The following is a 13,808-nucleotide window of genomic DNA, read 5'->3' as shown; positions in this document are numbered from 1 at the left end:
GTACGCGCCCCCACCCTGCTCATCGTGGGCGGCCACGACGAGCAGGTGCTGGAGCTGAACCGGCAGGCCCAGCGGGAGCTGCGCGGCGAGACCCGCCTGGAGGTCGTCCCCGGCGCCACCCACCTGTTCGAGGAGCCCGGCGCGCTGGAACAGGTCGCCGACCTGGCCGCCCGTTGGTTCACCGCGCACCTCGCCCCCTGACGGCCTCAGCGCCGACTAGGGTGGGATGTGTGTGGCAGCTGAGTTCATTGGAGCAGCGGCTGCTGGAGGCGCGCACGCGTGGCGAGATCGGCCTCTGCCTCAGTCTGCTGCGCGCGGCCGACCTCGCCCTCCCCGTCGAGGAGCACGGTCCGCCGGCCTGGGCGACCCTGCCGGCCGGGGGTCGCACCTGGGTGCTGGCCTACACCTCCGAGGCCGCGCTCCAGGCCGCCACGAACGGCGCGGTGCGCCACCACAGGATCAGCTCGATGGTGGAGCTCGCCGCCGGTTATCCCGACCCGCGCTGGGGTCTGGCGATCAACGCCGGCCTGGAACCCGAGTTCCTCCTGGAGCCCGGCACCGTGGCGAGGGTCGCGGTGCCGACGCTCCAGCAGGACCATCTCATGACCCCGGGTGTCCCCTTGGTGCAAAAGCTCCTGCATCCCTCGGAGATCCAGGCGCTGCTCGACGACGGCAGGCCGCGGGTGTCGGGCTACTGTCACCACGCGCTCGACGTGTCGCACATCGCGACGCCGGCCCTGCTCGCCGAGGCGCTGCTGCGGGACGACGTCCTGACCGACCTGGACGCCGTGAACATCCTCCGCTGGCCCGCCATCGGCTTCGAGCTCTACCCCACCCCCTACGGCGGGGAGACAGAAGAGGCGATGCTCGCGGTGGCCGGCTCCGTGATCGAGGAGGCCCCGTTCGTCGGCATGGGGCTCGTGCCTCACGTCGATCACACGATCCGCGAGTACAAGATCGACTCTGTCCTATTGCCGTACGGGGCTGAGATCGTCGAGCTGGGCGCCGATGGCGTGTTCCGCAGGCGTGCCGTCTACGACGGCGACCTGGAAACCTGGCTGCTGCTCCGGGAGACGTCGTGAGCCGGCCGCGTTACGAAGCCCGGTGGCGGGGGGCCGACTACCCGGCCTCGCCGGAGTCCCGCGCCGAGGGGGTGTGGCTCCGCCTGCGCAGCCGCTCTCCGCTGGAAGGTTTCGACGAGGTGGCGCCCGGCCGGTGGGTACGGCCCGTGCCCGCGGCCGACTGCGAGCAGGTGACGTACATCACCACGGTGTGCGAGTGGCGCGGCGTGCCTTGCGTCGTGCTCGGCGACGAAGACGGCGAGCTGCTGGTCGAATACGTCGGCGGCCTGACTCCCGTGGCCGCTGACCTGGGATTCGGCCGGATCGAGCGCGGCGTGCACCGGCGCCTGGTGCCCCGGGACGAGGTGTCCGGCCTCCGCGAGGAGATCACCCTCCTCACGTGCGTGTGACCACCGGACGGCGCTAACTCGACCGCGCTTTCATGCGGTTCTTGCTAGTTTACGGAAACGGCAGATATTCCCGTGGCTTCGGGGGCTAAAGGGATGGATAGAGCTGTTGAGCCGGACGTGTCCGAATTGCGGGCATACGAAGAAGAGCTGCGCCGGACTTTCCTGAGGATGCAGGACGAGGCGGACTCTCTGCGCAGGGAGGCGCAGGCCGTACGAACGACCGAGAAGTCGCGTGACGGGCTCGTGGCCGCCACCGTCGACGCCCGCGGCGAGCTGCTCAGGCTCGACATCGACCCGCGGATCTACCGCCAGCCTGACTCCCGGCGCCTGGCCGACGTGATCACCGACACGGTGCGCCGGGCGGCCGCCCGATCGCGGCAGCGGGTCCTGGAGATCTTCGACCCGCTGATCCCCGCCGACCAGATGCGCGCGCATCTGGAAGGCGACCTGGACACCGTGATGAAGCAGCTGGCGGACCAGATGGCCGGAAAGGAGCACTCAGGTGGCACCGCCTGACCGGCAGGTCCTCTATCTCGGTCCGGTGCTGGAGAACGGGATCTCGCAATGGGACACGATGTCCGGCTCACTGCGCAGGGAATGGGCGACGGCCGCCACGACGATCAAAGAGCTGCATGACACCGCACCGTGGGGCGACGGCCCGGAAGGCCGGGCCTTCGCCCGGGCCTACCTGATGAACGACGGCCCGAGCCGACTCGTCGAGACCGGCAGCGAACTGGTGGAGCACATCGTGGACGCGGGATCGCGGCTGCGCACGACCATCGCCACCTCCCGGGCCACGGACGCCGCCATCGAGTCCGACCTGAGCCGGCGGCCGACCGTGCTGGACATCTGACCCGTGGCGGGGGGCCGCGGCGACGTCAACTCCCAGACCTCGGCGGGTCTGCCGTCCGACGAAGGCTTCGGACGAGCGGCGACGACCGACGTGCGACCGGTGTGGGAGACCGAAGCGCTGCCCGATTGGGTGGTCCACTGGCTGATCCCGATGCTTTCAGCCGGCCAGGCCTGGCCCCAGGCGAGCGAGAGCGCGCTCTGGCGACTGAGGGACGGGCACCTGGACGGCGTTCGGGTGTACGCCGGTTCCCTCGATCCGGCGGGCAAGGCGCTGCGCACGATCGCGTCGGAGTGGAACTCACCTGCCAGGCCCGCCTCCTTCACCAGGATCGGGCGCATGTACGACGAGAAGACCGGTGTCCTGGCGAAGATGGGCGGCCACACGCAGTACGCCCGCCAGGTCGACGCCTTCGCGCTGGAGACGCAGTATTCCAAGATCTCCATCAACGTGGCCTTCTGGGTGGCCGTCATCGCCATCAGCATCGCGCTGGTCTCCGCGTTCTTCTCGGCCGGCGCGAGCACCGCCGCCGTGGGCACGGCCGCGGCGGGCCTGCGCGCCACGATCGCGGGAATCCTCTCCCGGCTGGGGCTCGCGGCCTCACGTCCGATCGCGGTCACGGCCGCGACCAGGCTGACCACCCTGGCCGGCACTTCCCTGGCGGGTCGGCTGGGGCCTGCCGTGATCGCGCGGGAGCTGGTGGAGGAGATCGGCGAAGAGGTGTTCATCGACGCCTACACCCAGCTCCAGCAGATCAAGATGGGCACCCGGTCCGGCTACGACTGGGACAAGAGCCTGGCGGCGGCGCTGGGCGCCGGCACCGGCGCCGTCGTCGGCACCAGGCTGGCCCAGCCCGTGTCCGCGGTGACCAACGCGATCCCGGGCATCGGGCGGCTCAATCGCACCGCCGCCGACCTGCCCGGCTGGGGAAACGCGCTCCGCCGTTTCCCCGGGCGGGCGCTCAACACCGGACTCAACAACATGGTGGCCTCACCGGCCGGCAGCTTCGTGGCCAACGGGCTGGTGTACGGGCAATGGAGCCCGCCGACGGCCGACTCGCTGCTCGGCGGCTTCATGGGGGGCGCTGGCCGGACGAACAGCATCAGCCCGTTCGACCCCGGCGTGGCCGGGGCGCTCTTCGACCCTGTCGCCGCGCTGGACCGCGCGACCACGACGGCCGCCGCCACCGACCTGGCCAGGGCCGGGACGGCGGCGGCGCCGGCCGGCCTGCAGTCGTCCTTGAACGACACCGGGCCGTCAAGCGGGCAGCCGGCGCAGGCCACCGGGCCCGACAGCAGCAGTCACCGGCAGCCCGGCACCCCGGCCCAGCCCGCGAACATCGCCCCGAATCCCGGAGCCGGCACCCGGTCCGTCTCGGCCGCACCCGCGTCCTTCCAGCCGCCGACGCCTCCGCAGGCGAACACGGACCCGGGACAGCCCGCCACCAGGACACCGGGGGACGCGGAGCAGCGCGGACGGCACGGTCCGCCTCCCACCGGCGGCCAGGAGCCGGACGCCGCCCGTAGGCCGGAGCCGACCTCCCGCATCGACGACCTCATCAACGCCCCGGCGGACAGCCGGCCCGAACTCCGTGAGCCGGCCCCGCCCGCCCGGTCCGCCGAACCCGCTTCCCGGGAGACCACGCCGGGCGTCGGCACGACGGCCAATGTCGGCGTGGCCGCCGCGAGCCTGGACCATGCGATCAGGACACCGGTGCTCAACGTGGAGCCCGCGCCCGGCCCCCCGCAGCAGCTCGCCAACGCCTTGGACGCGCGCGCCGTCCCGCTGGCCCCCCAGTGGGAAGGGCTGCGGCGCTCGGTGTCCGCTGCCCCCGTCACCGTGGCGGGCCTGCCCGCACCCGGGGCGATCCCCGTCGAGGCGCGTAAGATCCTGGTCCCGTGGCGGGGCTCGCAGCGTCTCGTCACCGAGTTCACGGTCAAGGTCCCGTACCGGGCGGCGCCCGGCATGACCCAGGCGGAGATCGCGACAGCGCACGCCAACCTGCTCAAGGGCGTGGACCTGTACTACAACCACCAGCACGAACTGCCCGACGGCTCGCAGCTGCACGTGCGGATGGAGTTCGAGCCCGCACCGCCGTCGGTCCCGGACGACCGGGTCGTCCTCCTGTACCCCGGGACCGGTCATCGCGCCGTCGATTTCGCCGACAGGGACCGCTGGCACGGCCAGGGCGAACTGATCACGACACCGCTGGACCAGCTGGCGGCCTACCGCAACCGGCCGCCCATCCACTTCATGAGCTGGTACGCGGAGATGGAGCCCGTCGTCTTCGCGCACGAGACGCTCCACCTGTTCGGCCTGTTCGACGAGTACGTGGATCCCCGGTCCGCCGATCGCCGGCACCTCGCCGACAGGGCCGTCCACGTCGACGCGAACCTGCTCGGCCAGGCGACTCTCTTCTGGGCCCAGGGCAGGCCGGTGCTGGATCGCGACGGGCGCACGGTGGCCGAGGCGACGTCGTTGCGCGACCGCCATCTGCGCCACCTGCACGCCCTCGTCCTGGACGGGCTCCCACGGCCGAAGGTCCCCCTCGACCGTCCGGCCGCGCCGGTGAACCCGCAGGAGTGGTCGCGCCCGGCGTACGACCCGGCCGCTCGCCTGCCCGGAGACGTGCGCGCCCTGCTGGAGAGGTTCCCGGCGGGTGATCGCCCGCTGATGGAGCACCTGCGCCTTCTGGAGCGCACGAACCTCCTGTTCGGCGACGGGCAGCGGGTGACGCGGGATCAGCTGACGTACACGGACGCGCTCGTCACGACGGCGCGCCTGCTGTTCGGCACCGGCCCTGAGTACTCCTTCTCCGCCCAGGATCTCCATGGTCTGCGGCGGCTGTCCACGCTGTTGCTGGGTGACCAGCCGCCGGGGGCCGACGTCCTGCGGCAGCGGATCAACCTGCTCCTCGGCCGGGATGCCTCGGCCCCGGTGACCGGTGCGCAGGTGCAGGCGCTGGCCTCGGTGTCGGCGACCGTCACTCCCGTACCCGGGGAGAGCGGCCCTTCGGCGCTGCTCAGAGGCGTGCGCGATCAGCTCGGCCCGCTCCCGGCCGCTCCCTCCGAGACTGCGGCCCGATCCGCGCAGGACGCCGCCTACGGGCTTCGCGCGAGCCACAGCCCGCGCCCGCAGGACGGCAATCCGCGGCAGTTCCTGCGGTTCTGGCGTCACCTCATGAACGAGGTCCGGGCCGAGGCGGATCGCCGCGGTACGACTCCGCTCGACGAGCTGCAGCAGTTCGCGCTGCAGCGCGCCCTCGCCCGGATCTTCGTCGCCAATCCGGACGACTGGATGCTCAAGGGCGGGCAGGCCATGCTCTCCCGGAACCCGGGCGGCCGGGCGAGCACGGACGTCGACCTCGTCCGCATGTCCGGCGACGCGCACCCGGACGTCATGGCCGCCGAGTACGAGGCGGCGCTCGCCCGCGACCACGGCGACCATCTCAGGTTCGAACGCGAGTCGATGTCCTACATCCTGCACGGCAAGGCCGTACGGATCTCGCACAAGGTCTACTGCGGCGACATGGAGATCATGAGCCTCAGCGCGGACCTCGCCCCGCCGCGCACGCGCCCGGTATGGAAGGAACCGGACGTCATCCCGTTCCCCCGCCAGATCCTCACGACCGGTCACCCCGACGAGAGTCCACCCCTGCGGGTCATCTCCCTGGACGACACGCTGGCGCACAAGGTCTCGGGCATGTACACGCACGGCATCAGGACGTTGGAGACCCGCTGCGACGACTGCATCTCCCGCGGCGGCGGCCTGTTCAGCTGCAAGTCAGGCGATCTGCCCTACCGGACGCAGGACCTGGTCGACGTCCTGATGATCATCATCAACTCGCCCTGGGACGGGCCCGCCACGCACGACATGCTGCACCGGGAGTTCGCCTGGCGGCTGGAGCAGGGCGAGAACCTCAAGGTCCCGCCGGCGTTCGAGGTGCCGAGCCCCGACTGGTTCCGCAAGTTCGACGGGTACGCCAGGACGACGCCCGGCCTGCCCTACGCCGGTCTGGCCGACGCCGTGCCGGTGGCGGCGGCCTTTCTCGACCCGATGCTGCGCGAGGAGCCGCCTCCACCGAGCCGCTGGGATCCGGAGCGGCGGCAGTGGGTGCCCGCGGAGGGGGCGCCGGAACCCGCGGCCGGCGACGGCCTCCCCGCTCGCGCGGGAACCGCCGACGTGACGCGGATCGTGCTCCCCAGGAGCGCCCCGCCGTCGGCCGTCCACGCCGAGCCCGCCATGGTCGCGCGCTGGGACGGCCTGTCGGCCGGCGGGCTCGACGCCCAGCTGAACGCGCTCAAGGCACGGGTCGACCTCGCGCCCGCGGAGAAGCTGCAGCACATCGTGGGCCGGATGATGTACGACAACGCCTATGTCCTGCTGACCAGCATCCCGGGACCGGACAACGCCAACCTCAAGCACCTGCGGTTCTACTCCCACCAGCGCGGCGAGCTGTACAGCCACGCGGCGGCCCTCATGGCCGACCCGGAGCTGACCATAGAGATCGCCTTCGAGCCGGACCGCGGCAGGGCCACCTACGAGTGGGACGCGCACCAGGCGCATGTCGCGCACCTGGGGCCCGTCCCCGCCGGTGTCCCCGCCTACCAGGCCGACGCCGCCGTCATGCGACGGCTGGTCCGGGGCGAGAGCATCGCGGACGCCGACCCGGCGACCCTGATCGACGATCTCGTCGAGCTGCAGGCGCAACCGCTGCGTGACGCGCTCGGGCTGCGGCAGCGCCTGATCGAGGACTACGGGATCGAGCCGCACAGGGTCCGGCTGGCGTTCGCCAACTCCAGCCAGAAGCTCCACTACAGCCAGACGCAGTGGATGCGGGCCCAGTACTTCGCGCTGCGGGCGATCCGCGCGAATCCCGCACAGGCCAGGCAGCGCATGATCGACAGGATGCTCGGGCCGGACCGGGCCACCGCCGAGCGACGCTCGTCCCGGGCTCGGGCGGTGGTCGAACGGCTGCGCGCGGCCAACGGCCAGGCCGACGCGTACGCCCTGCTCTGGGTACGCGACACGCGGGGCCAGCCGGTCGGCGGGCGGCACGGTCCGCACCTCGACACCCGGCCGGAGATCCTGCGCCAGACCATCGAGGCCATCCGCGCCGAACACCCGGCACGGCGCATCGTCCTGCTCGGTGACGACGTCTTCGCCGGCCGTCCCGGCCTGGCGGAGGCGTGGCGGGACGCGGGGGTGCTCGACGGCGTCGACACCGAGACCCTGGTGCGGTTCTGGGAGGCCGCGCGCAACGGGGGCCAGACCCTGGGCTACGGCGAGCAGGCCCTGTTCTTCCACGAGCTGAACAGCGGCCACGACGTCGTCCAGGTCGGCATGGAGAGCGGCGCGCTGGAGATCCCGGCGATGCTCGGCGTGCCCACGGTGTACTTCGAGGCGCGCGAGCACGACGGGAACAAGGGCAACCGGTGGCTGCTCTACTGGCAGCGCTGGGCCTACGAGGGCGCGGAGCAGCCCGTCGACGGGTCGTCGGGAGCGCCGCGCTCCGGCGATGGAGGAAGGCCCGTCCCGGCGCCCCCCGTACCCGCGGCCCTGCCCGCGATGCGGAGGCTGCTGTTCGGCCCCGACCTGCCGGATCCGGAGAACCGTCGCGGGCAGCCGGTCGCCGTCTACGACGCGGCGCGGGTCGCGGTCACCATGGACCGGATCGACCGGCTCGTGCGCACGGGCGAGATGGATCGATGGCCGCAGCGGCTCGGCCGCAGCGTCGCCCTGCGTGGAGAGATCTGGATGCCCTGGTCGGAGGCCGACTGGCGGCGCAGCGCCTACTACGCCGAGCAGTTGCGCCGCTGGCTTCGCACCGACGCCCGCACCCCGGAGGAGATCGGCCGCAAATGGCATGCCATCCGGTTGACCCTGCTGGGCGTGCTGGAGCCGCGCTTCACCACCGACGAGGAGTACGAGGGCGTCTCGGTGGTGCATCCGTACACGGTGCTGCATCGGGAGCGCAACGAGATCGACCGTACCGCCATCCGGATCTCCCAGGCGTACGCGACGGACCTGAGCCGGCGGGCGACGGCCGTCACGGAGGTGCTGAAGTCCCTGCTCGCGACCCCTGACTTCCTGCGCCAGGGCGTGGCGGACCTCCGGGTCTTCCAGCTCGACCGGTCGGAGATCGCCGAGCTGCGTCATGCCGTCAGCCGTGTCACCACACCCGCGGTCGAGCCGTACGCCGCGCGCCTGGACACGCCGCCGGCCGAGGGCGGGCCGACGCCCCGCGAGGTGCTGGAGCGGTTCGACGCCTCCGCCGCCGGGCTGCCCCCGGTGACGGCGGAGGAGGCGGCGGACTACATAGCGCGCAATGCCGCCCGGCGGCCCTGGCTGGCCGCGGCGGCGACCCTGGACCCCGCCGTCCAGCGGGTGCTCGTCGCCGTGGACCTGGGGCAGGGACACCATCTCGCGCGCCACGAGGGCTACGCCGCCGACGGCAGGTTGGAGGGTCGCGTGGCGCGCCTCGAAGACCCGGCGCAGACCGACCCCTCCCTGCGGGCGCGCTCGACCGACGCCTTCCGTCCCGGCGACGCGCCGCACCGGGCCCCCGACACCGCGACCGCCATCAACGATCCGGTGGCCTTCGCGGTCGCCTTCGCCCGCGCCGTGGAGCATCCGGAGGTCCGCCGGGCCCTCACCGCGCCGTTCGACCCGGACCGGCGTCCAGGACGGGTGTCGCTGCCGATCAGCGACCTGCTGGGGCCCGACGGGCACCTCTACTGTTCCGGATACCGGATCGTGTCCGGGGAGGGCGGCCCGGAAGCCGCTGTGGCGAACCGCTGGCAGTGGGTGCTGGCGCGTCGCGATCCGGACCGTCGCCATGAGGGGCCGGAGCCGCTGGCCGCCCCCATGGAGAGCTTCGCCGGCGGCACCGTCGAGCTGTTCTTCCAGCCCACCAGGGAGCGGAACGGCTACGAGATCTCCACCATGTTCGTGGACCCGCCCGCGCGAAGGGACGACGGATGAGCGAGCCGGTGCTGGTGCGGGTGTGCGGCACGTACTGCCACCCGGAGGCCGACGCGGCCGCCTACGGCAGCCTGCGGCGGCTGGCCCGGAGGGACGACGACGAGATGACGCGCTTCCGGACGGAGTTGCGCCGGGCTCTGCGCACGGGTGACGTGCCGCCCGGCCTGTTCCGGGCCGTCCGCTATCCCGACGGGAGCGCCGAGTCGTTCCTCAGGCGGCTCTGGGAGGACCTCTACCCCGGGGAGCCGGTCTGACCGGACCGCCCGACGATGTCCGCCGCGAGGTCCCAGCTCGCCCGGGCGTCCGCCTGTCCTCCCGCGTCGGCGATGAGCCGGGCCGCCCCCGGCTGCACCCGGGCGACCCGGTCGGGGAGCACCATGGCGGCCCAGCTCCGCAGATTGCGCGGCGACAGCTGGGACGGCGCCAGGTCCGGCAGGAAATAGCGCACGAAGTCGCCGCCGTCAGCGGGGAACTCGTGCCGCACGGCCAGCGGCGCCACCGCCTCGTGCACGGACCGCAGGTCGACCAGGTCCTTCAGCACGGCGTCCAGGAGAACGCCGCGCACCACTCCGTGGTCGGTCCAGTCGGCCAGGAGGTCGGCGATCGTGCGCTGGGCCGTCGTCACCGGCACGCCCTCGACCACCGTGACGTCCTCCGGCGCGAGCGGCGCGAGGTGCACCTTCGTGGCCCGTGGCCCCTCCAGCGCGACGGACGCAGTGAAGATCATCAAGTTGCCGGGGACGGAGCCGAGACCGTGCAGACGGCAGGCCGACTCATGGGAGAGGGCGGCGTCCACGCCCGCCGCCCGTCTCTCCCAGGCGAACCTCGACGGCTCCAGCGCCAGCCACGCGGCGTACGGGTACGCGTACCGGGGGCCGAGCGTGCTCCACGCCAACTGGTGGACGGCCCAGTCGAGTTCGGTCAGCAATCCGGTCTCCGCGAAGCGGGCCAGAGCGGCCTCCTCGACGCCGACGCCGGCGGCCTGCACCGAGGTGATCAGGCCGTTCTGCCGCGCGGCGACCGCCGACAGGTCGGCGAACCGCTCTTCCCACATCCATGCCTCCACCCGAGAGATCACCGTTGTCCAATCTAGCCGCAGGCGATCCCTGACGGCCGGGGTGGATCAGCTCTGCCGGGACTCCCGGCGCTCGCGCACCCGCTTCCACACGAACACGGCGACGGCCAGCACGACCAGCCCGATCACCACGTACGTGAAGATCCCGACGTACGTCTCCACGATCGACCACTGCCGGCCCAGGAAGTATCCGGCGGTCACCAGCGCCGTGTTCCAGATGAGGCTGCCCATCGTGGTGAACAGCGTGAACGTGGGCAGCGGCATCCGCTCGAACCCGGCGGGAACGGAGATCAGGCTCCGGAACACCGGCACCATCCGCCCGAAGAACACCGTCTTGCGGCCGTGCCTGGCGAACCAGTCCTCGCTCTTCTCCACGTCCTCCGGCTTGAGCAGCGGCACCTTGGCGAACAGCGCGTGCACCCGTTCCCTGCCCAGCAGCGCCCCCACCGCGTAGAGGGCGAGCGCGCCCACCACCGAGCCGAGCGTGGTCCACACCAGGACGTGCCAGAAGACCAGGTCGCCCTGGCTCACCGTGAACCCGGCCAGCGGCAGGATGACCTCGCTGGGGATGGGCGGGAACAGGTTCTCCAACGCGACCGCGATGCCGGCGCCGGGCGCGCCGAGCGTCTCCATGAGCCCGGTGACCCACTCCACCAGCGCGCTCATACCACTGGATGTCATGCGCGTCCCTTCGTCGCACGTAGTCTCTAGCCCGTACAGGGGCGCGTATTCCTCCCGATCCGTCACACCCCCATCCACCTGAGACATTCCTCGGCGGCGAACCTTGTGGCGACCCTCCATGCGCGTGGACTGTCCGGGTGGTGTGGGATCGAGTTCGCAGCCACTTACGAGAGCGATCTTGAGGAGTAGCGATGAAGTGGTTCCCCCCTGGAGACGTCGCCCGGGTGGCCGTCTTCGCGGCGCTGATCGCGGTGCTGGGCCTGGCTCCCGGCCTGTACGTCTTCGGCGGCGCCGTGCCCGTCACGTTGCAGACCTTCGGGGTCATGCTGGCCGGGCTGCTGCTGGGCTCACGGCGGGCGGCACTCGCGGTGGCGGTGCTGATCGCGCTGGTGGCGGTGGGGCTGCCGCTGCTGGCCGGCGGGCGGGGCGGGCTCGCCGTCCTGGCCTCGCCGACGGCCGGCTACCTGCTCGGCTGGCTGCCGGGCGCGTTCGTGACCGGCTGGATCGCCGAGCGCGGAGGTCCTGGGGGGCGCGCCCCGGGTCTGGTCCGGCTGCTGGTAGCGTGCCTGGTCGGCGGCATGGGGATCGTCTACCTGTGCGGCATCCCGGTGTACGCGATCGCCGGTGGTCTCTCGCTGGGCGAGGCGGCCCTGTTCACCCTGGCCTTCGTGCCGGGCGACCTGGCCAAGGCAGTGCTGGCCGCCGTGGTGGCACGGGGGGTGCAGCGCGCCTACCCGGGCGCGATCCCCGCCGTCCACGCCGCGCGTCCCCGATCCAGCGAGGAGGACTGACCCGGACATGCCAGTCGCAGCGCAGGTCATCCGGCACGCCGCCGTCCGTCCCGGCCGGATCGCCGTGTCCGGCCCTCACGGCGAGATCACGTACGGTGACCTGGCCCGCCGCGCCCGCGAAACGGCGACGGCCCTCCGGGCGAACCGGCTCACAGACCGGCCGGGGGGCGTGGGGCCATGGGTTGTGGGGATCTGTCTGGCGGACCCGGTCGAGCAACTGATCGCCGTGCTGGCCGCCGACCTGGCCGGGGCCGTTCCGCTGCTGTACGAGCCGGCGCTGCGCGACGGCGTCCCGGCGAACCTCCGCGTCGAGACCCTCCCTTCCGGGTCCCAGGCCGGGTCCGAGGCCGGGGTCGAGGCCGGGTCCGAGGCCGGGGTCGAGGCCGGGGTCGGGGACGCGCCGCCGTTCGCGGCCGCGCCCGGCGACCTGGCGTGGGCGTGCTTCAGCTCGGGCAGCACCGGCCGGCCGCGCGCCGTCGTCCGCACCCGGGCGTCCTGGACCGGCTCGTTCGAGCCGCTGAACGCGATCACCGGGATCGGCGCGGACGACACGGTGCTGGTCCCGGGGCCGCTGGTGTCCTCCCTGTACGGGTTCGCGGCGGTGCACGCGCTGGCCGCGGGCGCGACGGTGCTGGCGCCGGGCCGGTGGGCGCCGGGACCGCTGCCGGAGCTGCTGCGCCGGGCGACGGCCGCGCACCTGGTGCCGCACCTGCTCCCTGAGCTGCTGGACGCGCTGCCCGACGGCGGGCCGTTGCGGGTCGCCGTGGTGGGCGGTGCCGCGCTCCCTGCAGGGGTGCGCGAACGCGCCGAGGGCGCGGGCGTGCGCGTGGTCGCCTACTACGGCGCCACCGAGCTCTCCTTCGTCGCCGTGGACGCCGACGGCGGCGGGCTCCGGCCGTTCCCCGAGGTCGAGATCGAGGTGAGGCCGCCGCGCGGCGAGGTGTGGGCGCGCTCCCCGTGGCTGGCCGAAGGCTATCTGGACGGGGTCGCGGGCCCGCTCAAGGCCGAGGACAAGTGGATGAGCGTCGGCGACCTCGCCCACCCGTACCCGCCGGGAGAGCCGCTGCGGCTGCGCGGACGCGGCGACGGCGCGATCCAGACCGGGGGCGCGACGGTGGTGCCGGAGGACGTCGAGGCGGTGCTGCGGCGCGCGGTAGGCGTGGGCGACGTCGTGGTCGCGGGGTCGCCGCACCCCGGCCTGGGCGCGGTCGTGACCGCGGTGGTCGAGACCGGCGACGGGCCGCTCCCGTCCAGGGCCGCCCTGGAGAGGGTCGCGCGCGGCGGGCTGGCCGCCGCCCAGCGTCCCCGCCTCTGGTACGCGGTCGCGGCACTGCCCCGCACCCCCACCGGCAAGCCCGCCCGCGCCGAGCTGGCGGCCCGCCTGGCCGCCGGCGACCCCGAGCTGCGCAGGCTGCCGTGACGGCGCGGCTCGACCCGGTGATCGTGGCCGCCCGCCGGACCCCGATCGGCACGGCCGGCCACGCGTTCAAGGCGACGCCGGTCGACGCCCTGGCCGCCCCGGTGATCGCCGCCGTGGCCCGCGACCTCGCCGGGCCTGAGGACCTCCCGGTGGACGACGTCGTGCTGGGCAACTGCATGGGGCCTGGCGGGAACGTGGCCCGGGTGGCGGCGTTGCGCGCCGGACTGGGCCAGACCGTGCCGGGCGTCACGGTGGACCGGCAGTGCGGCAGCGGCCTGGCCGCCATCCTGATCGCCGCCCAGGCCGTACGGAGCGGGGAGATGGACCGCGTGATCGCCGGGGGCGCCGAGAGCGCGTCCACCGCGCCGGTGCGCGCGCATCGGGGCGGGTCACCGTACGAGCGGGCCCCGTTCGCCCCGGAAGGGCATCCGGACCCGGACATGGGGGAAGCCGCGGAGGCCCTCGGCACGGCGCGCGGCGTCAGCCGCGAGCGGCAGGACGCCTACGCCGCCGCCAGCCACGCCAAGGCGGTGGCC

General features: G+C 73.1%; 11 protein-coding genes and 1 pseudogene. 10 read left to right on the top strand and 2 right to left on the bottom strand.

The window, feature by feature from the left end; all coding sequences use genetic code 11:
* The 7 genes and pseudogenes from OUY22_RS31480 to OUY22_RS31450 all read left to right on the top strand — a co-directional run.
* Positions 1-201: pseudogene (locus OUY22_RS31480) on the top strand (phosphoribosyltransferase); the annotation flags it as partial.
* A 29-nt stretch (positions 202-230) separates the two neighbouring features.
* A complete protein-coding gene (locus OUY22_RS31475; protein ID WP_270158885.1) occupies positions 231-1,082 on the top strand; it encodes an SseB family protein in 852 nt (283 codons plus the stop codon).
* Positions 1,079-1,471: a hypothetical protein gene (locus OUY22_RS31470; protein WP_270158884.1), complete on the top strand. Its 393-nt coding sequence runs from the start codon at positions 1,079-1,081 to the stop codon at positions 1,469-1,471. The genes OUY22_RS31475 and OUY22_RS31470 overlap by 4 nt, the downstream gene beginning before the upstream one ends.
* Positions 1,472-1,639: 168 nt before the next feature.
* Positions 1,640-1,987: a YbaB/EbfC family nucleoid-associated protein gene (locus OUY22_RS31465; RefSeq protein ID WP_270158883.1), complete on the top strand. Its 348-nt coding sequence runs from the start codon at positions 1,640-1,642 to the stop codon at positions 1,985-1,987.
* Positions 1,974-2,324, top strand: a complete 351-nt coding sequence (locus tag OUY22_RS31460; protein WP_270158882.1) for a hypothetical protein — start codon at positions 1,974-1,976, stop codon at positions 2,322-2,324. The genes OUY22_RS31465 and OUY22_RS31460 overlap by 14 nt, the downstream gene beginning before the upstream one ends.
* A gap of 3 nt (positions 2,325-2,327) precedes the next feature.
* The gene (locus OUY22_RS31455; protein ID WP_270158880.1) at positions 2,328-9,305 is read left to right on the top strand and encodes a nucleotidyl transferase AbiEii/AbiGii toxin family protein; all 6,978 of its coding nucleotides are present in this window, start codon (positions 2,328-2,330) and stop codon (positions 9,303-9,305) included.
* Positions 9,302-9,559 carry a hypothetical protein gene (locus tag OUY22_RS31450; RefSeq protein WP_270158879.1) on the top strand — a complete coding sequence of 86 codons (258 nt, stop codon included), beginning with the start codon at positions 9,302-9,304 and terminating at the stop codon, positions 9,557-9,559. The genes OUY22_RS31455 and OUY22_RS31450 overlap by 4 nt, the downstream gene beginning before the upstream one ends.
* On the opposite strand, the gene OUY22_RS31445 is transcribed toward OUY22_RS31450, so the two are convergent.
* Positions 9,538-10,359 carry a hypothetical protein gene (locus tag OUY22_RS31445; RefSeq protein WP_270158878.1) on the bottom strand — a complete coding sequence of 274 codons (822 nt, stop codon included), beginning with the start codon at positions 10,357-10,359 and terminating at the stop codon, positions 9,538-9,540. The two genes, OUY22_RS31450 and OUY22_RS31445, sit on opposite strands and share 22 nt — an antisense overlap.
* Positions 10,360-10,428: 69 nt before the next feature.
* A complete protein-coding gene (locus OUY22_RS31440) occupies positions 10,429-11,061 on the bottom strand; it encodes a DedA family protein (RefSeq protein ID WP_270158877.1) in 633 nt (210 codons plus the stop codon).
* 191 nt (positions 11,062-11,252) lie between these two features.
* Here OUY22_RS31440 and OUY22_RS31435 point away from each other — a divergent pair, with 191 nt between their 5' ends.
* The 3 genes from OUY22_RS31435 to OUY22_RS31425 form a co-directional block, all read left to right on the top strand.
* Positions 11,253-11,852 (top strand): biotin transporter BioY, encoded by a 600-nt coding sequence (locus OUY22_RS31435; protein ID WP_270158876.1) that lies wholly within the window; start codon positions 11,253-11,255, stop codon positions 11,850-11,852.
* A gap of 7 nt (positions 11,853-11,859) precedes the next feature.
* On the top strand, positions 11,860-13,272 hold the full coding sequence (locus tag OUY22_RS31430; RefSeq protein WP_270158875.1) for a class I adenylate-forming enzyme family protein: 1,413 nt from the start codon (positions 11,860-11,862) through the stop codon (positions 13,270-13,272).
* Positions 13,269-13,808 (top strand): thiolase family protein (locus OUY22_RS31425; RefSeq protein ID WP_270158874.1); only part of this gene is annotated, 540 nt, incomplete at its 3' end. The genes OUY22_RS31430 and OUY22_RS31425, both read left to right, overlap by 4 nt.

Origin of the sequence: Nonomuraea corallina, from assembly GCF_027620315.1 — a bacterium.
In the GTDB taxonomy this organism is placed as follows: Bacteria; Actinomycetota; Actinomycetes; order Streptosporangiales; family Streptosporangiaceae; genus Nonomuraea; species Nonomuraea corallina.
Note: the sequence above shows the minus strand (reverse complement) of the source record. Positions and strands in the feature narration are given on the sequence as shown.